Origin of the sequence: Streptococcus sp. 79, from assembly GCF_013277425.1 — a bacterium.
GTDB lineage: Bacteria > Bacillota > Bacilli > Lactobacillales > Streptococcaceae > Streptococcus > Streptococcus pseudopneumoniae.
Window position 1 is genome coordinate 1 of sequence record NZ_VMMW01000059.1, and the last position, 21,328, is coordinate 21,328.

At 42.5% G+C, this 21,328-nt stretch carries 18 protein-coding genes, 1 tRNA gene and 1 pseudogene; 5 read left to right on the plus strand and 15 right to left on the minus strand.

Annotated features, from left to right (window positions below):
• Together HT729_RS08545 and cbpJ are read left to right on the plus strand one after the other, a co-directional pair.
• Positions 1–278: pseudogene (locus HT729_RS08545) on the plus strand (choline-binding protein G); the annotation flags it as partial.
• Positions 279–296: 18 nt separating this feature from the next.
• On the plus strand, positions 297–1,220 hold the full coding sequence (gene cbpJ / locus HT729_RS08550; protein WP_172931905.1) for a choline-binding protein CbpJ: 924 nt from the start codon (positions 297–299) through the stop codon (positions 1,218–1,220).
• Between the two features lie 247 nt (positions 1,221–1,467).
• Here cbpJ and ndk read toward each other — a convergent pair whose 3' ends face one another.
• The 3 genes from ndk to rpoB form a co-directional block, all read right to left on the minus strand.
• A complete protein-coding gene (gene ndk, locus HT729_RS08555; protein ID WP_000438300.1) occupies positions 1,468–1,881 on the minus strand; it encodes a nucleoside-diphosphate kinase in 414 nt (137 codons plus the stop codon).
• Positions 1,882–1,989: 108 nt separating this feature from the next.
• Positions 1,990–5,667, minus strand: a complete 3,678-nt coding sequence (rpoC, locus tag HT729_RS08560; protein ID WP_171043339.1) for a DNA-directed RNA polymerase subunit beta' — start codon at positions 5,665–5,667, stop codon at positions 1,990–1,992.
• Between the two features lie 32 nt (positions 5,668–5,699).
• Positions 5,700–9,311 carry a DNA-directed RNA polymerase subunit beta gene (rpoB, locus tag HT729_RS08565; RefSeq protein ID WP_100127842.1) on the minus strand — a complete coding sequence of 1,204 codons (3,612 nt, stop codon included), beginning with the start codon at positions 9,309–9,311 and terminating at the stop codon, positions 5,700–5,702.
• A 414-nt stretch (positions 9,312–9,725) separates the two neighbouring features.
• Between rpoB and HT729_RS08570 the strand changes: the two genes are divergently transcribed.
• Positions 9,726–9,796, plus strand: a tRNA-Cys gene (locus HT729_RS08570).
• Positions 9,797–9,982: 186 nt separating this feature from the next.
• Here the strand turns inward: HT729_RS08570 and HT729_RS08575 are convergent.
• The 11 genes from HT729_RS08575 to HT729_RS08625 form a co-directional block, all read right to left on the minus strand.
• Positions 9,983–11,314 (minus strand): hemolysin family protein, encoded by a 1,332-nt coding sequence (locus tag HT729_RS08575; RefSeq protein WP_172931906.1) that lies wholly within the window; start codon positions 11,312–11,314, stop codon positions 9,983–9,985.
• 410 nt (positions 11,315–11,724) lie between these two features.
• Complete coding sequence (endA, locus tag HT729_RS08580) at positions 11,725–12,555, minus strand: DNA-entry nuclease EndA (RefSeq protein ID WP_172931907.1); 831 nt, start codon at positions 12,553–12,555, stop codon at positions 11,725–11,727.
• A 38-nt stretch (positions 12,556–12,593) separates the two neighbouring features.
• Positions 12,594–12,782: a DNA-directed RNA polymerase subunit beta gene (locus HT729_RS08585; protein WP_025169885.1), complete on the minus strand. Its 189-nt coding sequence runs from the start codon at positions 12,780–12,782 to the stop codon at positions 12,594–12,596.
• Positions 12,775–14,058, minus strand: a complete 1,284-nt coding sequence (gene murA / locus HT729_RS08590) for a UDP-N-acetylglucosamine 1-carboxyvinyltransferase (protein ID WP_100127843.1) — start codon at positions 14,056–14,058, stop codon at positions 12,775–12,777. The genes HT729_RS08585 and murA overlap by 8 nt, the downstream gene beginning before the upstream one ends.
• A gap of 23 nt (positions 14,059–14,081) precedes the next feature.
• On the minus strand, positions 14,082–14,312 hold the full coding sequence (locus HT729_RS08595; protein ID WP_023933289.1) for a DUF1146 family protein: 231 nt from the start codon (positions 14,310–14,312) through the stop codon (positions 14,082–14,084).
• A 57-nt stretch (positions 14,313–14,369) separates the two neighbouring features.
• Positions 14,370–15,407, minus strand: a complete 1,038-nt coding sequence (locus HT729_RS08600) for a SepM family pheromone-processing serine protease (RefSeq protein WP_007284885.1) — start codon at positions 15,405–15,407, stop codon at positions 14,370–14,372.
• Positions 15,391–15,879 carry a pantetheine-phosphate adenylyltransferase gene (gene coaD / locus HT729_RS08605; RefSeq protein ID WP_172931908.1) on the minus strand — a complete coding sequence of 163 codons (489 nt, stop codon included), beginning with the start codon at positions 15,877–15,879 and terminating at the stop codon, positions 15,391–15,393. The genes HT729_RS08600 and coaD overlap by 17 nt, the downstream gene beginning before the upstream one ends.
• Positions 15,869–16,408 (minus strand): 16S rRNA (guanine(966)-N(2))-methyltransferase RsmD, encoded by a 540-nt coding sequence (rsmD, locus tag HT729_RS08610; protein ID WP_172931909.1) that lies wholly within the window; start codon positions 16,406–16,408, stop codon positions 15,869–15,871. The genes coaD and rsmD overlap by 11 nt, the downstream gene beginning before the upstream one ends.
• Before the next feature lie 64 nt (positions 16,409–16,472).
• Positions 16,473–17,465 carry an aspartate--ammonia ligase gene (asnA, locus tag HT729_RS08615; protein ID WP_050107540.1) on the minus strand — a complete coding sequence of 331 codons (993 nt, stop codon included), beginning with the start codon at positions 17,463–17,465 and terminating at the stop codon, positions 16,473–16,475.
• A gap of 110 nt (positions 17,466–17,575) precedes the next feature.
• Positions 17,576–18,259 carry a Bax inhibitor-1/YccA family protein gene (locus HT729_RS08620; protein ID WP_100127844.1) on the minus strand — a complete coding sequence of 228 codons (684 nt, stop codon included), beginning with the start codon at positions 18,257–18,259 and terminating at the stop codon, positions 17,576–17,578.
• 54 nt (positions 18,260–18,313) lie between these two features.
• A complete protein-coding gene (locus tag HT729_RS08625; protein ID WP_050107537.1) occupies positions 18,314–19,054 on the minus strand; it encodes an RNA methyltransferase in 741 nt (246 codons plus the stop codon).
• A gap of 33 nt (positions 19,055–19,087) precedes the next feature.
• Here HT729_RS08625 and HT729_RS08630 point away from each other — a divergent pair, with 33 nt between their 5' ends.
• Together HT729_RS08630 and yidC are read left to right on the plus strand one after the other, a co-directional pair.
• Complete coding sequence (locus tag HT729_RS08630; RefSeq protein ID WP_001174613.1) at positions 19,088–19,366, plus strand: acylphosphatase; 279 nt, start codon at positions 19,088–19,090, stop codon at positions 19,364–19,366.
• A gap of 77 nt (positions 19,367–19,443) precedes the next feature.
• Positions 19,444–20,370, plus strand: coding sequence for a membrane protein insertase YidC (gene yidC, locus HT729_RS08635; RefSeq protein WP_000835945.1), 927 nt, complete (start codon positions 19,444–19,446; stop codon positions 20,368–20,370).
• Positions 20,371–20,442: 72 nt separating this feature from the next.
• Here the strand turns inward: yidC and pflA are convergent, their stop codons facing one another.
• Complete coding sequence (pflA, locus tag HT729_RS08640) at positions 20,443–21,237, minus strand: pyruvate formate-lyase-activating protein (RefSeq protein WP_001288274.1); 795 nt, start codon at positions 21,235–21,237, stop codon at positions 20,443–20,445.
• Between the last annotated feature and the right edge of the window lie 91 nt (positions 21,238–21,328).

The following is a 21,328-nucleotide window of genomic DNA, read 5'->3' on the forward strand; positions in this document are numbered from 1 at the left end:
CTTGGTATTATTATAAGAATAGTAATAAACAAACAGGTTGGCAAAGTATAAATGGGAAATGGTATTATCTGGAAACCTCTGGTTCAATGGCAACAGGTTGGAAATATATACGAGGCAGATGGTATTACTTAGATAATAAAAATGGAGACATGAAAACCGGTTGGATAAAAGTGGGAGGAAATTGGTATTATCTCAATTCAAGTGGAGCAATGGTTACAGGTAGCCAAACTATTGATGGTAAAGTTTATAATTTCGCTTCATCTGGTGAATGGATTTAATATTGGAGGTATATATAAATGAAACTTTTGAAAAAAACTATGCAAGCTGGACTAACAGTAATTTTCTTTGGTTTGCTAGCTACGAATACAGTATTTGCAGATAACTCTGAAGGATGGCAGTTTGTCCAAGAAAACGGTAGAACCTATTACAAAAAGGGGGACCTCAAAGAAACGGACTGGCGAGTGATTGATGGTAAGTACTATTATTTTGATTCTCTATCTGGAGAGATGGTTGTCGGCTGGCAATATATCCCGTTTCCATCTAAAGGTAGTACAATTGGTCCTTACCCTAATGGTATCAGATTAGAAGGTTCCCCAATGCCAGAATGGTACTACTTTGACGAAAATGGAGTGCTACAAGAGTTTGTTGGTTGGCAAGAATTAGAGCTAAAATATTCCTTAACCGTTGGGAAAAAACATGGTGAAGGCTGGGAAGGTCCCGAAGTTCTTAAATTAGCATACTACTACTTTGATCAAGATCATTATTTAAAGACAGGTTGGCTTTATGATCAATCTAACTGGTATTACCTAGCAAAAACAGGAAATTCTGGGAATAAGAATCTTGGTGGTGAAAGACGTGTAGGTTGGATAAATGATGATTCAGCTTGGTACTATCTAGATTCAGAAACTGGTATCATGCAAACTGGTTGGAAGCAAATTGGCAATAAGTGGTACTACCTCCGTTCATCAGGTGCAATGGCAACAGGTTGGGCTTATGTTGGTAATAACTGGTACTATCTTCGTTCATCAGGTGCAATGTCCACAGGTTGGGTGAAAGATGGTTCAATATGGTACTATCTAAATGCAAGTAATGGAGATATGAAAACAGGCTGGTTCCAAATCAATGGTAAATGGTATTATGCCTATGGTTCAGGTGCTCTAGCTGTTAATACCATAGTAGATGGTTACTACGTAAACTATAATGGTGAGTGGGTTAAGTAACGAATGCTAATCGTAACTGTAGTTGATACTTAACTTATTAAAAAGAGCTTTTTTCTACCATTTGTCAACTCTATCAATTTTTAAGAATTAAATGAGTGAAGACAGTAGCTATTCAGTATGTTTATCTACTGTAGTAGGTTGAAGAAAAACTAAGAATGAGAAAGGACGAAGTTAGTCCTTTCTTTTTTATGTGACTATACTTTCTATTCAAATGAGCTTTTAACCGATTGATTGAGCCAATCAACTCTTAAAACCAAAGAGCAATTTCTCGCTTAGCTGACTCTTCTGAATCTGAACCATGTACAACATTTTGGATAGTCTCATTTTCTCCAGCAGCTTTTGCAAAATCAACTCGAATAGTTCCTGGTAAAGCTTCTTCTGGATCAGTTGCACCCATCATGGTCCGCCAAGTTTCGATTACTTTGGGATCAGAAATGATACCTACAAGAACCGGTCCTGAAGTCATAAATTCACGAATCGGTGGGTAAAAACTTTGACCAACCAAGTCCTGATAGTGCTGGTCAATTAACTCTTCTGAAAGCTGTGTACGCAACTCCAATTTTTCAATTGTAAATCCACGTTGTTCGATACGTTTCAACACTTCACCCACTAGTCCTCTTTTTACACCATCTGGTTTAATGATAAAAAATGTTTGTTCCATACCTGTCTCCTTTGTCAGCTTCTTTCTTTTATTTTACCACATTCCATGGAAAAATGGAGAAAGTTTTCAGAAAACAGAAAGAGAACCCGAAGGCTCTCTCATCTGCTTTTATTCTACTGTTTCTTCCACAGTTTCAACGGCAGTATCCACAACTACTTCTGTTGTTTCTTCATTCCCTTCTTCCTCTACTGGAGGATTAAGGTATTCTTCTTCGTTGATAGCATGTGGTTCCAGGTTACGATAACGAGCCATACCAGTACCTGCTGGGATAATCTTACCGATGATAACATTTTCCTTAAGTCCAAGGAGATGGTCTTTCTTACCACGGATAGCTGCGTCAGTAAGGACACGAGTTGTTTCCTGGAAGGAAGCCGCTGACAAGAAACTATTTGTTTCAAGTGAGGCTTTGGTAATTCCCATAAGAACTGGGCGACCTGTCGCTGGAACTCCACCTGAGATAAGAACATCTTTGTTAGCATCTGTAAAGTCATTGATATCCATGAGGGTACCCATGAGAAGATCTGTGTCACCTGGATCCATGACACGAACTTTACGGATCATTTGACGAACCATTACCTCGATGTGTTTGTCACCGATTTCTACCCCTTGGCTACGGTAAACTTTTTGTACTTCACCGAGAAGGTAAGTTTCAACTGACAAGACATCACGAACTGCAAGGAGACGTTTTGGTTGGATAGAACCTTCTGTAAGAGCAGCACCACGCGCTACTTGGTCACCAACTTCAACACGCATACGAGCGGTAAATGGAACAACATATTCGCCTTCACCAGTTTCGCCCTTAACAAAGACTTTCTTGGTACGAGTTGAAGCATCTTCTTCGATAGCTGTAACTTGTCCTTTAACCTCTGTGATAACCGCTTCCCCTTTAGGATTGCGGGCTTCAAAGATTTCTTGGACACGAGGAAGACCCTGAGTGATATCGGTATTTGAGGCAACCCCACCCGTGTGGAAGGTACGCATTGTAAGCTGTGTACCAGGTTCCCCGATAGATTGGGCAGCGATTGTTCCAACTGCTTCACCAACTTCAACCGCATCACCAGTCGCCAAGTTGATACCATAACAGTGACGGCAGACACCGTGACGAGTGTTACATGTAAATACAGAGCGGATAGTCACTTCTTCCACACCAGCATTGACAATTTCACGCGCCTTGTCTTCTGTAATCAACTCATTTGGACCGATAATAACTGCACCAGTTTCTGGATGTTTAACAGTTTTCTTAGTGTAACGACCATTGAGACGCTCTTCGAGAGACTCGATCATCTCTTTTCCTTCTGCGATAGAACGGATCAAGAGACCACGGTCTGTTCCACAGTCGTCCTCACGGATGATAACGTCTTGGGCAACGTCAACCAAACGACGAGTCAAGTAACCTGAGTCGGCTGTCTTAAGGGCCGTATCGGTCATACCTTTACGGGCACCGTGAGTTGAGAAGAACATTTCGAGTACTGACAAACCTTCGCGGAAGTTTGAAAGGATTGGCAATTCCATGATACGTCCGTTCGGAGCAGCCATCAGACCACGCATACCGGCAAGCTGTGAGAAGTTTGAGATGTTACCACGGGCTCCAGAGTCCATCATCATAACGATTGGGTTCTTAGGATCTTGGTTGGCAATCAAGCGTTTCTCCAATTTTTCACGGGCAGCACGCCATTCAGCTGTAACGGCATTGTAACGCTCGTCGTCTGTGATCATACCACGACGGAATTGTTTTGTGATTTGTTCTACACGTTTGTGTGATTCTTCAATGATTTCAGCCTTGTCATCAACGACTGGGATATCGGCAATACCCACTGTCAATCCTGCAAGAGTTGAGTGATGGTAACCGAGGTTCTTCATACGGTCAAGTAGGGCAGAAGTTTCTGTCGTACGGAAACGTTTGAAGATTTCAGCGATGATATTTCCAAGGTTTTTCTTCTTGAATGGAGGGTTGAGTTCAAGATTGCTGATAGCTTCCTTGATATCTCCACCAAGTGGCAAGAAGTATTTAGCTGGAACGCCTTCTGTCAAGTTGGCATTGTTTGGTTCTTGCAAGTATGGTAGACCCTCTGGCATGATGTCGTTGAAGAGGATTTTACCAACTGTTGTAAGCAATACCTTATGTTTTTGCTCTTCTGTCCAAGGCTTGTTGAGGCTGTCTGTTGCGATACCAACACGTGAGTGAAGGTGAACATAACCATTACGGTAAGCCATAACCGCTTCGTCACGGTCTTTGAAGACCATTCCTTCACCTTCACGACCAGCTTCTTCCATGGTCAAGTAGTAGTTACCCAAAACCATGTCCTGAGATGGAGTAACAACTGGTTTACCATCTTTCGGGTTCAAGATGTGCTCAGCAGCTAGCATGAGGATACGAGCTTCTGCTTGAGCTTCTTCTGAAAGCGGTACGTGGATGGCCATTTGGTCACCGTCAAAGTCGGCATTGTAGGCTTCACAGACAAGCGGGTGCAAGCGAAGGGCCTTACCATCAATCAAGACTGGCTCGAAGGCTTGGATACCCAAACGGTGAAGGGTAGGTGCGCGGTTCAAAAGTACTGGGTGTTCTTTGATCACTTCTTCAAGGATATCCCAGATGCGTTCGTCTCCACGTTCCACCAAGCGTTTAGCTGCTTTGACGTTTTGCACAATATCACGGGCAACGATTTCACGCATCACGAATGGTTTAAAGAGCTCGATCGCCATTTCACGTGGCACACCACATTGGTACATCTTAAGCGTTGGACCAACGGCGATAACGGAACGTCCTGAGAAGTCAACACGTTTACCGAGCAAGTTTTGACGGAAGCGTCCTTGTTTACCTTTAAGCATGTGGCTCAATGATTTCAGTGGACGGCTACCTGGTCCTGTGATTGGACGACCACGACGACCATTGTCAATCAAAGCGTCAACCGCTTCTTGAAGCATACGTTTCTCATTTTGAACGATGATACCAGGTGCATTCAACTCAAGCAAACGAGCCAAACGGTTGTTACGGTTGATAACACGGCGGTAGAGGTCGTTCAAGTCAGATGAGGCAAAACGGCCACCATCCAACTGCAACATTGGACGAAGATCTGGTGGAATAACCGGAAGGATGTTGAGAATCATCCATTCAGGTTTGTTTCCAGACTTGTAAAAGGCATCCAAAACATCCAAACGACGGATGGCTTTGACACGTTTTTGTCCAGTAGCTGTTTTCAATTCTTCTTTGAGTTCAGCAATTTCTTTTTCAAGATCTACTTGTTTTAAAAGGTCTTGGATGGCTTCGGCCCCCATCTTGGCAACGAATGATCCATAACCATACTCACGCAAGCGCTCACGGTATTCGCGCTCTGTCATGATAGACTTGTGCTCAAGTGGTGTATCCTTAGGATCAATCACCACATAAGCTGCAAAGTAGATAACTTCCTCGAGGGCACGAGGGCTCATATCAAGGGTCAAGCCCATACGGCTTGGAATCCCCTTGAAGTACCAGATGTGAGATACAGGAGCTTTCAATTCGATGTGCCCCATACGCTCACGACGAACTTTTGTACGCGTTACTTCAACCCCACAACGGTCACAAACAATCCCTCTGTAACGAATGCGTTTGTACTTACCACAAGCACATTCCCAGTCTTTTGTAGGACCAAAGATCACTTCATCAAAGAGTCCTTCACGTTCTGGTTTCAAGGTCCGGTAATTGATTGTTTCAGGTTTTTTGACTTCTCCATAAGACCATGAACGGACTTTGCTTGGAGAAGCTAGGGTGATTTGCATACTTTTAAAACGATTTACATCAACCACTATTTCTTCCCTTTCTATTCTAAGTGAGCTACTTATTCTTGTTCAGCAGCTTCTTCTGTTGCTTCCGCTTTTGTTGCTTTCTCAGCTTCTTCGGCTTCAAAGGCTGCTTTAGCCTCTTGGGCTGCTTTTTCGCGGGCTTTTTCAAGGTCATCTACGTGGATGACATCTTCGTCCATTCCTTCATCCAAGTCGCGAAGTTCCACTTCTTGGTCATCTTCGTCTAGGACACGCATGTCAAGACCGAGAGATTGCAATTCTTTGACAAGAACTCGGAAGGATTCTGGAACACCTGGTTTTGGAATTGGTTTTCCTTTTGTAATAGCTTCATAAGCTTTCAAACGTCCGTTGATATCGTCAGACTTGTAAGTCAAGATTTCTTGTAGGACATTTGATGCACCGTAGGCTTCAAGAGCCCAAACCTCCATCTCACCGAAACGTTGTCCACCAAACTGAGCTTTACCTCCGAGTGGTTGTTGGGTAACAGTTGAGTAAGGTCCGACTGAACGCGCGTGCAATTTATCATCAACCATGTGGTGGAGTTTGATCATGTACATGACTCCGACAGAAACACGGTTATCAAACGGTTCTCCAGTACGTCCATCGTAAAGGATTGTTTTGGCATCGCTATCCATACCAGCTTCTTTAACAGTTGACCAAAGGTCTTCAGAACTTGCTCCGTCAAAGACTGGTGTTGCGATGTGGATACCAAGAGTACGAGCTGCCATACCAAGGTGAAGCTCCATAACCTGACCGATATTCATACGTGATGGCACCCCAAGTGGGTTCAACATGATATCGACTGGAGTTCCGTCTGGAAGGTAAGGCATGTCTTCTACAGGAACGATACGAGAAACAACACCTTTGTTTCCGTGACGTCCGGCCATCTTATCTCCGACCTTGATCTTACGTTTTTGAGCGATGTAGACGCGAACCAGCATGTTAACACCTGATTGCAGCTCATCTCCATTTGCACGTGTAAAGATCTTAACATCACGAACGACACCATCGGCACCGTGTGGTACACGAAGAGAAGTATCACGAACTTCACGAGATTTATCTCCGAAGATAGCGTGCAAGAGACGTTCTTCAGCTGAAAGGTCTTTCTCACCCTTAGGTGTTACTTTACCTACAAGGATATCACCTTCTTTAACCTCAGCACCGATACGGATAATACCCATTTCGTCAAGGTCTTTAAGAGCGTCTTCCCCAACATTTGGAATTTCACGAGTAATTTCTTCAGGCCCAAGCTTTGTATCGCGTGTTTCTGATTCGTATTCTTCAAGGTGAACAGATGTGTAGACATCGTCTTTAACCAAGCGTTCGCTCATGATAACAGCATCCTCGAAGTTGTAACCTTCCCAAGTCATGTAGGCAACGATTGGGTTTTGTCCAAGCGCCATTTCTCCATTTTCCATAGAAGGTCCGTCAGCGATGAAATCACCTTTTTCAACGACATCGCCAACTTTAACAAGCGTACGTTGGTTGTAGGCAGTACCTGAGTTTGAACGACGGAATTTTTGGATGTGGTAAACATCCAATGAACCATCTTCACGACGAACTTCTACCTTGTCAGCATCTGCGTAAGTAACTTTACCATCGTACTGAGCAATCACAGCAGCTCCTGAATCGTGGGCTGCTTGGTATTCCATACCAGTACCAACGTAAGGTGCTTGAGGATTGATCAATGGCACAGCCTGACGTTGCATGTTGGCTCCCATGAGGGCACGGTTGGAGTCATCGTTTTCCAAGAAAGGAATACATGCTGTCGCAACGGCAACTACCTGTTTTGGTGATACGTCCATATAGTCAACAACATTAGCTGGATACTCTTGGTTGACCCCTTGGTGACGTCCCATGACAACTTTTTCAGCAAATGTTCCATCTTCATTCAGACGAGAGTTAGCCTGTGCTACAGTAAATTCATCTTCTTCATCGGCTGTCAACCAAACGATTTCGTTCGTAACAACGCCTGTTTCACGGTCAACCTTACGGTATGGTGTTTGAACAAAACCATATTTGTTCAAATGTCCGTAAGATGACAAGTTATTGATCAAACCGATGTTAGGTCCTTCAGGTGTCTCGATGGGACACATACGACCATAGTGAGTGTAGTGCACGTCACGTACTTCATATCCAGCGCGGTCACGTGTCAAACCACCAGGTCCTAAGGCTGACAAACGGCGTTTGTGAGACAACTCAGAAAGTGGGTTGTGTTGGTCCATGAACTGTGACAACTGTGATGAACCAAAGAATTCTTTCACCGCAGCTGTTACAGGACGGATGTTGATGATTTGTTGTGGTGTCAAGACTTCGTTGTCTTGAACAGACATACGTTCACGGACATTACGTTCCATACGAGAAAGTCCCAAACGTACTTGGTTGGCAAGCAATTCACCAACCGCACGGATACGACGGTTCCCAAGGTGGTCGATATCATCTACACGGCCAAGTCCTTCAGCCAAGTTGAGGAAGTAGCTCATCTCAGCAAGGATATCTGCAGGAGTAACGATACGAACCTTGTCATCTGGATTGGCATTACCAATGATGGTTACGACACGGTCTGGATCCGTTGGAGCAACAACCTTGAATTTTTGAAGAACAACTGGCTCAGTCACAACGGCTGCATCATTTGGAATATAAACAATCTTGTTCAAGTCACCATCCAAATGGCTTTCAATGCTTTCAATCACACTACGAGTCATAACAGTTCCAGCTTCTACCAAGATTTCTCCAGTTTCAGGGTCTACCAATGGCTCTGCAATGGTTTGGTTAAGCAAGCGTGTTTTAACATTGAGTTTTTTATTGATCTTGTAACGACCAACTGCTGCTAAGTCATAGCGACGTGGGTCAAAGAAACGAGCCACAAGCAAGCTACGTGAGCTTTCAGCTGTCTTAGGCTCACCTGGACGAAGGCGTTCGTAGATTTCTTTCAAAGCTTCGTCTGTACGAGAGTCCATTGGATTCTTGTGGATATCTTTTTCAACAGTGTTGCGAACCAATTCGCTATCACCAAAGATATCAAAGATTTCATCATCACCTGAGAAACCAAGCGCACGAACCAAGGTTGTAAATGGAATCTTACGAGTACGGTCGATACGAGTGTAGGTAATGTCTTTTGAGTCGCTTTCAAGTTCCAACCAAGCTCCACGGTTAGGGATAACAGTTGAACCATAGCCCACTTTACCGTTCTTATCTACTTTGTCATTAAAGTAAACACCTGGCGAGCGAACCAACTGAGATACAATGATACGTTCACCACCATTGATAATGAAAGTACCCATTTCTGTCATGATCGGGAAATCACCAAAGAAAACTTCTTGGGTCTTGATTTCGCCTGTTTCTTTATTGATCAAGCGGAAGGTTACAAAAATTGGTGCTGAGTAGCTAGCATCGTGAATACGAGCTTCTTCTAGCGTATATTTGGGTTCCTTGATTTCATATCCAACAAATTCCAACTCCATTGTGTCTGTGAAGTTTGAAATTGGCAATACATCTTCAAACACTTCCTTAAGACCGTGGTCTAGGAAATCTTTGAATGAGTCAGTTTGAATTTCAATCAAATTTGGTAAGTCAAGAACTTCTTTGATTCTTGAAAAACTACGACGGGTACGATGTTTCCCGTATTGAACGTCATGTCCTGCCAAGATGATTCTCCTTTGTAAATAAGTTCCAAGCCTTGTCAATCAGGCTTTCTAATCGTCATATGGTTGTAAAACCCCTATCACCGTGTCCCTTTGATGAATTTTCAGAATTTTTAAGTCTTTATTACAAGTACTCAAAATCCTGAAAAAAAGCACAAAAAGAGCAGCTAAATCTGACTTTTTCAGAAGATTTAACTGCTGTGAGCCTTGTCTGGACAATATTTCAGACAAAACCTACGACAAATGATTATTTATATTATACCCTAATTAGCTAGATTTTTCAAGGGGATTCAGTAGATTTTTGGTAATCTTTTTCCCATAGAAAACTTAGCATTACATTCGAATCACACTATGGTACAAAAAACTGAAAAAGCTATTGACTGAAAATCATTTTCAAGGTATAATAAGAAACGTTAAGGCGGTATAGCCAAGTGGTAAGGCACGGCTCTGCAAAAGCTTGATCGTCGGTTCAAATCCGTCTACCGCCTTCTATAACTTGATTTATCAGGTTTCAAATGAACAGAAAGCCCAATTTGAAGGGCTTTTTTATTTTTCTTCTGATAAATACGGATAATTTTGAAAAACTTTTGGGGCAAAGTTCTTTCCATGACATAATTCCCTCATGAAATCAACTGAAAAAAGCTTCGTCACACCTGGTGACAAAAGCCTCTAGTTTACTCTGTTTCTTCTTCTATTTCAACTTCGGTAATTTGGACTTTTACCTTGTTAACACGTCCATTTTTCACTTTATCATTGGTTAAGATAAGTTGTTTGTTTTGGCTGACCAATTCATAGCTAAGTTTCTCAGTCGTCGGAATGGTCCCCACTCCTGTCAAATAGTAACCAGCGATGGTATCAACGTCATCACTTTCCAGTTCAACATCAAAGTAATTATTGAAATCATTGAGGGTCATTGTTCCTTGAACAATGTAGGTATCCTCGCCAATCTGATGAACATCTATTGCTGCTTTGTCCGTTTCATCATCAATTTCACCAACAATTTCCTCTAAGAGGTCTTCCAAGGTCACCAAACCAGCCATACCACCGTATTCATCCAGCAAGATTGCCATTTGTCTTTGGGTATTGCGCAATTCTTTTAGCAAGTCATCCACAAAAATAGTTTCAGGTACAAAAAGTGGATCTTGTAAGATTTTCTTCCAAACAATATTATCAAAACCATCCACAAAACCAGCCTTAAGGAGACTCTTGGTGTGAATGATTCCAATTACATTGTCCTTATCCCCATCGTAAACTGGTATACGGGAAAAGTTTTGTTTTAAAATACTTTGGATAATGCTTTGACTATCATCCTGAATATCCACCATAAAAGCATCTGTCCGAGGAACCATAACCTCTCGTGCCATCAGTTCATCGAGCGAAAAGACACCTTGTAGCATCTCAATCTCATCAGCATCCAATGTTTCTTCACTATTTGTCAGCATATAGGCAATTTCATCACGGGTCATCTTTTCATCCGCATCATCGAATGACATAGGAGTCAAATGGCTCAAGAAATTGGTCGAAGCAGCTAAAAGCCAAACAAAAGGACTGACTAGTTTTCCGATCCCAATGATAACCGGCGCTGTACGAATGGCCAAGGCATCCTTTAGATTAAGAGCGATTCTCTTAGGATATAATTCCCCAAAAACGATGGAAATATAGGTCAAAAATGCCAAGGATAGAAAAGTTGCCACTGCTTGTGCTGTTTCGCTATTCCCAAGCCAAGAGGCAATCACACGTCCTAGAGTATCAGCTAAACTCGCCCCTGATAAGATTGTAATCAGGGTGATTCCTACCTGAATGGTTGATAAAAAGTGGTTAGGATTTTCTAGTACCTTCAGCAGGCGGATGTAGCGTCTGTCTCCTTCTTCCGCCTTTTGTTCAACTCGGGCACGATTAAGAGAAACCATGCCCATTTCTGTGGCTGAGAAAAAGGCATTTAATACCGTCAAGATAAACAATAAAACAAATTGTAGCAACAAATTCTGACTACTTGGGTCTTCCATAGTTCTTCTCCTAAAATAGTATCTTATCCTTTATTATATCACAAAATTTAATCCAATACATATTATTTTTTTCTTAGCGTAACTTCTCAAAGTAACTTCCATCTCTCTCCCAAAACTGGAAGTTAGTCTAAGACGGATTTCCACTGATTTCACGCGTTTTTCTCATACTAAAAGCTAGGTTGTGGGAAACTGGAAGTTAGTTTTAGAAGTTACCATTTTTTCTTAGTACCTACTCTAGCCCTACTTAAACTAGAAAAAAGAACTCCTACATCCATAAGTGATATAGGAGTTTATCTTATCTTTTACTGATACTCTTCGAAAATCTCTTCAAACCACGTCAGCTTTATCTGCAACCTCAAAGCTGTGCTTTGAGCAACCTGCGGCTAGCTTCCTAGTTTGCTTTTTGATTTTCATCGAGTATGAGTTACAGTTACTTCTCCAGTTCGGTAATCCAGTTGAAGCCCCTTTTGAACATTGGGAACTAGAACATTAAATTCCAATTCTCCATCTGAAGACTTGGCTTCAATCTGTGAAGCTGAAGGAACTAAATCCTCGTTTGAAGCGTAGTAAAGGGTTACACGGTAACGGACACGCTTGTTTTGGTCCAAGGCTTTACGCACCTTACTTTCATAGTAGTTTTGACCAGTCGAATCCTCGGCCTGCGCCTGATTTGCCCAGGCTGTCTGAACAGCAATGTTTTTAGGATTGCTTGTCGAGGCATCAAAACCATCCAAACCACCGATTAAGGCATAGCCTAACAGATGACCTCTATCGACTGCATGGGTATAAGAGCCCTTTAGATTCTTGACCTGATGCCAGCCTGGAGGAGTCCATGAAGTCGAACCATTCCCAGTTTCTTCACGATTCTTGTACTGACGAGTAGCCTTAGACAAGAGGGCATTAGCCACGGTTGGTACGGTCTCCTTGCCCACCGTCTTTGTTTTATTATCAGCGTAGGGCTTACTTGAAACCTTGGCATTTAGGTTTGTTTTATTACCATTGACGATAAAAGCACCTGATCCGTTCCACTCCAGACTCCCTTTTACTTGGTTTTTGACTGCGTCTGTTAAGACACTCTCTGCCAATGCTTGACTAGGAGCTTCAGACGCTTGTTTTTTCTGACTTATTTTTGTCTTAGCAGCCTGATTGCCTAGTTCATTCTGCTTAATATAATAGCTCCCTGTAGACAAAAGCAATAACACTAGCAGTCCGATTAGTGTCTGTCTTGTTTTTTTGTTCATATTTCTCCTTATCTTTAGAAAAAGGCTGGTTCTCCAGCCTAATTTCCTGTAAATTTATGAATCAATTCCTGCCATTTTGCTGGAGACAGGATGGCCCATGGATCTTGTCCCTTGCCCAAAATTCCATAGCCTACCATTAGACCGATTCCTAGGGCTAGTGCACCTAAAATCAGTACTAGAATTACTAAAAGTAAACGCTTGACTACGTAGCCTGATTTCTTATTCATCTTCATCATTTGCCTCAATCCGCTGAATCTTAGCACCTAGCTGCGCCAACTTCTCATGGAAACGGTAGTAACCTCTATCCAAGTGAACCAATTTACCGACCACAGTTTCTCCCTGTGCTACCAAACCTGTCAAAATCAAGGCTGCGCTGGCACGAAGGTCAGTCGAAAGAACTTCTGCTCCCTGCAAAGGCTGCCCACCAACAATACGTGCTGTATCACGGATAATCTCCGAGTGCAAGCCCATGCGACGCATCTCTTCTAAGTGTTGGAAACGATTTTCGAAAACTGTCTCCACCATGGTTGATTCGCCTTTTGCAACTGTCATCAAGGCTGTAAATTGAGCCTGCATATCTGTTGGAAATCCTGGGTGGGGCAAGGTTTTCACATGAACAGCTTTTAGATTTTCTAGTTGAGAGCGAACGCGAATTCCTTCAGTCTCCTCCGTCACTTCCACTCCCATTTCAAGCAACTTGGCAATCAAGGGACGATTGTGCTCCCAAACAGCGTCTTTAATCAAGACATCACCACCAGTCATGGCAGCAGCTACCATAAAGGTTCCTGCTTCGATACGGTCCTGGACTACATTGTGAGTCGTACCATGAAGTTTCTCAACACCAGTAATGGTTATAGTCTCTGTACCAGCACCTTTGACCTTGGCTCCCATTTCATTAAGGAGAATGGCTAAGTCAACAATCTCAGGCTCACGCGCAGCATTCTCAATCACTGTCACCCCATCAGCCAGAGTCGCTGCCATCATCAAGTTCTGCGTTGCACCAACACTTGGAAAGTCCATATAGATATGAGCGCCATGCAAGCGTTCTGCCTTGGCTTCGATGTAACCAGCTGTCTGACTAATCTTAACCCCCATAGCTTCCAGACCTTTCAAATGAAGATCAATAGGACGGCTACCAATCGTACAACCACCTGGCATGGATACCTTAGCATGACCCACACGGGCAAGGATTGGCCCTAATACAACGATGGAGGCGCGCATCTTGCTGACATACTTGTAAGGGGCTTCCTCAGTGATATCGCCAGTAGCATCCACCTTGACAAGATGGGCTTCCTCATCAAAGTCAACCTTGGCATTCAAACCACCAACTACCTGATTCATAATAAAGACATCCGACAAAATCGGAACATTCTGCAAGACGGTCTTTCCTTCACTTGCTAGAATAGTCGCTGCCAACAAGGGCAAGACTGCATTCTTTGCTCCTTCGATGGTTACACTTCCTACCAGACGATTATCGCCACCTTGAACCACAATTTTGTCCATACTCGTTTCCTTTACTCTTGATTTTATAATAATCCTCTAAGCGCTTCTTGCCACAAATGATACAGGCTGATAAAGAAAGAACTCAAGATATAGCCCATTACAATGCTGAAAAAACCTACTAATAAACGAACTTTTCTTGTATTCTCAGCTGTCACTTTTAAAACCTTTTCCCATCTAACAAGATCCTTTAAAAGGTAAAAACTCACATAAATAAAGAGCATGTGACTGCTTAGAGTGAATAATAATTGAACCATTTGACTATTATACCATCTTCTCTGTTTGTGCGCTAGTTTGGAAACTTCACTTAAAAACTAGGGATTGTTTTTCAAGTAATCAATTGCATCTTGTAGGGTTTTAACGGGCACGATTTTCATATCTGTCTTGATTGTTTTGGATGCTTCTAGGGCTGTTTGGTAGTTGTTTTTTGCATCCGGGTGTGCTTTTTGTTCTTCTTCGCTAACAGGATTATCAGGGGCAAAGAAAATAGCAGCACCTGCCCTAGCCGAAGCTACAACTTTTTTATCAATACCTCCAATATCCCCCACATTCCCATCGCGGTCAATGGTACCTGTACCAGCAACAATACGACCATTACGAAGATCTGGGTGAGCTATTTGAGTATAGATAGCTAGACTAAACATGAGACCAGCACTTGGGCCGCCAATACCAGCTGTTGAAAAACTAATTGGGACATTGCTGATTACCTCTGTACGATCAATCAAGCCGATTCCAATCCCATTTTTTCCATTTTCCAAGGTGATAATCTTTCCTTCTGCAGACTTGGTTTGCCCATCCTCTTCATAGGTGACCTTGACGGAGTCCCCTAATTTTTGAGAACTGACGTAATCAATCAAGTCTTTGGAACTATCAAAGGTCTGATCATTGACTGCTGTGACCGTATCAGAGATATTGAGAATCCCTTTAAAGGTTGAATTATCCGTCACATTCAAAACATAAACGCCAAAGTACTTGAGTTCGATATCCTTACCAGCTGTTTTTAGTCCTTGATACTTGGCCATATTTTGCGATGTTTGCATGTAGAATTGATTGATTCGCATAAATTCAACATCGGAAGAACCACCTGTAGTCTCCTGAGCACTACGAATATCTGTAAAAGGTGTCAACCAAGCATAAATCATATGAGCTAAAGTGGCATGTTGAACACCAACCGTAACGAATTGATAGGCACCAGCTTCCTTATCTTCTGTGTCATTTACTTTAAGGACTTGGCGAATATCTTCCGAACCACCTGGAACCTCTATATAATAAGGCAAGGGCACTACAAATGCCAAGAAAGTCACAATCAAGGCCGCAATGACGTATAAGGGCCATCTAATCTTTTTTTTCATTTCTTATTTCCTCCAAAATACTCTCGGGAACATAGCAGGCAATATCCTGACCAAACTTCAAAAGCTCTCTAACGCCTGATGAACTGATATAGAGATGTTCAGGTCGACTATGTAAATAAATAGTCTCTATATCAGGAGACAGCTGATGGTTGTAGTAATCAAAACTGGCTTCGTATTGCAAATCCGACGCATTTCTCAAGCCTCGCACTAGGCAAGTAGCCCCCAGTCTTTTCGCAACATCGACCACCAATTCATCATGAGAAGACACGACTGCAACATTTTCCAAATGTTTCACAGCCTTTTCTAATCCCCGTTTACGATTTTCGATAGGGAGAAATCCTTGTTTGTGGGGATTAAAAAAAATACCAACATAGAGCTTATCAAAAAGTCTGCTCGCCCGTTCAATGATATCCAGATGCCCATTTGTCATCGGATCAAATGAGCCTGTGAATAAGCCAATCTTATCTGACATAGACTGTCACCTTACTAATTCCATAAATCTTTTCCTTCCAGATACCCAGGCAGGCAATTTCTTCTGGAAGTTCAACGGCCTTATCCGTCTCACACACAACCATGACATCTTCAGAAAAAAGCGCTCTCTCAGCCATTTTTTCAATATCTGCTACCATTTGTTCCTTGGCATAAGGAGGGTCTAAGAAAATAAGGTCAAATTCCCCAGATACCTGCTCCAATGCCCTTTCTGCATCCATCTTGAGGAGTTGAAATTTTCCAACATCCTTGGTCATCTGGATATTTTCAGCCACGATGGTCTGAGCCTTACGGTCTCGCTCCACCAAAACAGAGCTGGACATGCCACGCGATACTGCTTCGATAGATAAACCACCACTACCTGCATAAAGGTCCAAGACTCGTCCCCCTTCAAAGTAGGGACCAATCATGTTAAAAATGGCGCCCCTAACCTTATCTGAAGTAGGCCTTGTCGTCTTGCCCTCTAGTGTCTTGAGGGGACGTCCCCCATAGATTCCTGATACGATTTTCATACTGTTTATTATACCAAATTATAGACAAAAAGAGAAAGAAAACCGAACCTTGCGGTTCGATTCTCTACAAAATATTTTCGTAAGTATCGCGGACTTCTTGAGGCCAAACACTTGTTTGCACTTCTCCGATGTGTCTCTTGCGAAGTAGGAACATGGCCATACGAGATTGTCCAATTCCTCCACCGATTGTCAATGGGAATAGGCCATTCAATAGAGCCTTGTGCCATTCCAATTCCAAGCGGTCTTCATCACCTGTGATGGCAACCTGACGGCGAAGGGTTTCTTCATCTACACGAATCCCCATAGAAGACAACTCAAAGGCTCCACCCAGAGATTCATTCCAGACAAGAATATCACCATTTAGACCCTTGTAGCCATTTTCAGACTCGCTTGTCCAGTCATCATAGTCTGGTGCACGTCCATCGTGCGGTTTACCATCTGGCAACTCGCCACCGATACCAATCAAAAAGACGGCTCCAAATTCTTTACAAATCGCATTTTCACGTTCTTTCGGTGTCAAGTCTGGGTAGCGTTCTACCAATTCTTCTGTATGAATAAAGGTGATTTGTTTTGGCAAGATAGACTCGATGTCATAACGGGCTTCAACAGCTAGCTCAGTCAGGCGAATAGCCTTGTAAATCTTCTCAACTGTTTCTTTTAGGTAGGCAATGTTTCGTTGTCCATTTGGGATAACCTTCTCCCAGTCCCACTGGTCAACATAAACAGAGTGGGTTGCATCCAAGGAATCCTCATCTGGACGAAGGGCCTTCATGTGGACGAAAAGACCTTCCCCTTCACCGAAACCAAAGCGAGCCAAGGTGTGGCGTTTCCATTTAGCAAGGGAGTGCACCACTTCATAAGTAGCATCAGGGATTTGGAGAACCTTGACCGATACGGCATTCTCCACACCTGATAAGTTGTCCTGCATCCCATCACCGACCCTACTCAAGATAGGACCTTGAACTTCGACAACTTCTAACTTATCTTTCAAATACTGAGTAAAAGTATTTTTGACAAAGGAAATTTCTTCTTGTTGGTGAATAAAACTTTTCTTCATAGGCTACTCCTCAAAAATTAGTTAAAAACATTATACACCTATTTCCAAGAAAAGAAAAGAGAAAATTTAAAAAAATCAGTGTCACTCAAAACACTGATTTTATAGACCTTTTAATCATTACGACCAAAGATACGTAAAATACTTAGGAAGAGATTGATAAAATCAAGATAGATACTGAGAGCCATTGACACCACCCAGCCTGTCGCTACACGACCTTGTGATTGTTCATAGGCGAGGCGAATCTTTTGGTTATCCCAAGCAATCAACCCTGAAAAAACCAAAACCATGGCTACGCTAATCATATAATCAAAGAAGCCACTAGCCAAGAAAATATTGACTACCATAGCAATCAGTAAACCAATGAGAGCTGCCATCATTGCTCGACCAATCCCACTCAAGTCTTTCTTGGTAAAGATACCAACTGCCGCCATGACAAAGAAGAGAAGGGCGCTCGATACAAAGGCAGATAAAACTGTACCCGGAGTATAGAAGGCTACCACAAAACTAAGGGTAAAACCGTTTAAAACAGAGTATAGCAAAAATACTGGAAGAGCAGCTGGACTATTTCTTGAAGCCATGCTACTGGCAACGAAAACCAAGGCCAATTCTGCAAAGGTTGCAATGGTCAACCAGAGACGCCCCTGCATCAAAAAGTAAAGCAACTGAGACTGAAAGACCGTCAACATAAGGCCTGATACCAAAGCAGATAGTCCGATTCCCAGACCAACAAAGGCATATACCTTAGCGTAAAATTGATTGAGACCTACACGGTCATGTATAATAGTGTGATTCATCTTTTCTCCTTTTCTATGAACATCTTTCCTTGATTATAACAAAAAAAGTTAAAATTAGCTTAAATGGAAAATCAAAATACCAGCTGCAATGGCAACATTCAAACTCTCCGCCTGCCCCTTCATGCTAATATGGACCAACTGGTCTGCACTTTCAGCCATAAGGGGACTAATTCCTTGGCCCTCATTTCCCATGACTAGTACAAAATTTTCTATAGGAGGCAGTTCTCTGTAATCAACAGAATCTTTAGATAGGGTTGTAGCTAGCACAGGGATAGCTGCCTCTTTGGTTTCCTTAAGGAGCGCTTGGCTAGTCATCCGGTAAATAGGCAGATGAAAATGACTGCCTTGCATGGAACGTAAGGTCTTGAGACTGTAGATATCTGCCGATTTATCTGAAACAATCACTCCTGTAAAGCCTGCTGCATCCGCAGTTCGAATGATGGTTCCTACATTACCAGGATCTTGCACATCTTCCAAAAACAAGAACTTGCCCTGACTAAAGTCAGCTTGTCCTACTTCTTCTTTTTGAACCACCGCAACGATTCCCTGTGGAGTCTGAGAATCCGCCAAATCTAGTAAAATATCCTCTGACACCCAGATAGTTTGCGGAAAAGCAGCTAACTGATTTCGGTAACTTTCTAGGGCAAAGATTTTCTCAATCGTCACTCCAGCTTGGACAGCTTCTTCAAACAAGTGCCAGCCTTCAATCAAATAGGCAGACTTGCGGTATTTTTTTTGGTGTAATTTCTTAGCATTTTTTACCACAGAATTGGCTTTTGAGGTTATAATAGTCATAGAAATATTATAACACAATCAAAGGGGTTTGGTATGCAAAAGGTTAGAATGATTGCCCAAGGTAGGGTGCAGGGAGTCGGCTTTCGTTGGGGTGTTTATAGCCTGGCCCTTGAAATCGGTGGCATCACAGGTCGGGTATGGAATAACGACGATGGCACAGTGGAAATCTTAGCCCAAGCAGACTCATCTGCTATCATGGCAAAATTTATCCAAGAAATCCGAAAAGGACCGACACCTTTTTCAAAAGTAAGCTACTTAGATGTCAAACTAAGCAACTTTCCTCCCTACTCTGACTTTAAAATCGCAAATTAGGTCTCCAGAACTATTGTATATTTTGTAAAAAAACAGTAGAATAGAAAGGTATAATTTTTAAAGAAGGAATAAAAACAGTGAAATCTATTAAACGTTTTGCATTCTCGGCTATGGGAGTGGCTATGTTGCTTGTCTTAACTGGCTGTGTCAATGTCGATAAAACCACAGGTCAGCCGACAGGATTTATTTGGAATACGATCGGAGCGCCTATGGCTGAAGCTATCAAGTACTTCGCTACTGATCAAGGTCTAGGCTTTGGTGTCGCTATCATCATCGTAACCATTATCGTGCGCTTGATTATCTTGCCACTTGGTATCTACCAATCATGGAAGGCAACGCTTCACTCTGAAAAGATGAATGCCCTCAAGCACGTCCTTGAGCCACACCAAACTCGTCTCAAAGAAGCAACTACTCAAGAAGAAAAACTCGAAGCCCAACAAGCTCTCTTTGCCGCTCAAAAAGAGCATGGCATCAGCATGTTTGGTGGTGTAGGATGTTTCCCTATCCTCCTTCAAATGCCTTTCTTCTCTGCTATCTACTTTGCTGCCCAACATACTGAAGGTGTTGCTCAAGCAAGCTACCTAGGAATTCCTCTAGGTTCTCCAAGTATGATTTTGGTTGCCTTCGCTGGTGTCCTTTACTATCTTCAATCGCTCCTTTCACTTCACGGAGTAGAAGATGAAATGCAAAGAGAACAAATTAAAAAAATGATTTACATGAGCCCACTCATGATCGTCGTCTTCTCCCTCTTCTCACCAGCCAGTGTTACACTTTACTGGGTTGTCGGTGGTTTCATGATGATTCTCCAACAGTTTATCGTCAACTATATCGTTCGTCCAAAACTTCGCAAAAAAGTCCGTGAAGAACTAGCCAAGAACCCACCAAAAGCAAGTGCTTTCTCAACACCAAATGGACGAAAAGACGTTACCCCTGAACAACCAACTGCTATCACAAGCAAGAAAAAACACAAAAATCGCAACGCTGGAAAACAACGTTCGAGATAAGAAGAAAGGCTTAGCTGATTTGCTAAGTCTTTTTGCAAGTCAAAAGCCCGATGTTTCCATCAGGCTTCTTTTCTATCCATGTACACGTTTCGTATAGTCTTGGTAACTTTCGGTATCCATGAGTTGTTTAGCGTTCTTAACGCGGTCTGCTGTTGGTGGTTTAACCCCTTCGAGGGAATAGGGAATTCCCAATTCACGCCATTTAAACTCACCCATGGTGTGATAAGGCAGAATTTCAAACTTATCCACATTTTTAAGAGTCTTGACGAACTTACCAAGTTCAATCAAGTCATCGTCTCTGTCTGTCAATCCTGGAACTAGCACGTGGCGAATCCAGACAGGTTTTCCAATATCTGATAGATACTGGGCACAGGCCAAGATATTTTTATTGGTTTGGCTAGTAACAATCTTGTGCTGTTCTTCGTTGATTTCCTTGATATCTAAGAGAACCAAGTCAGTGACAGCCATGAGTTTGTCAAACTTTTCAAGGTAACGTGGTTTATTACGGAAAGGAAGGGCACAGGTGTCCAAGGTACAGTGGATTCCTTGTTCCTTAGCCTTGGTGAAAAGGGCAATCAGGAAATCAATCTGCAAGAGGGCTTCTCCTCCGCTGACTGTAATCCCGCCCTTATTTCCCCAGAAACCACGGTAGCGCAAGGCTTCTGTCAAGACATCATCTACCGTCCGTTCACGTGATTTATTGGACTCCATAGCCCAAGTATCTGGGTTATGGCAATACTGGCAACGCATGTGACAGCCCTGTAAAAAGACAATAAAGCGAATACCAGGGCCATCTACCGCCCCAAAACTTTCTGTCGAATGCACCATTCCTGTCACTTGTCCATAATCAATTGTTTCTTCAGACATATCGTCACCTTCCTTGAAAACGTTTTATAGTTTTATTATATCACGACTTGAAGGAAAAACAAGATTTTTACCTATTTTTTAGAAAGCAATC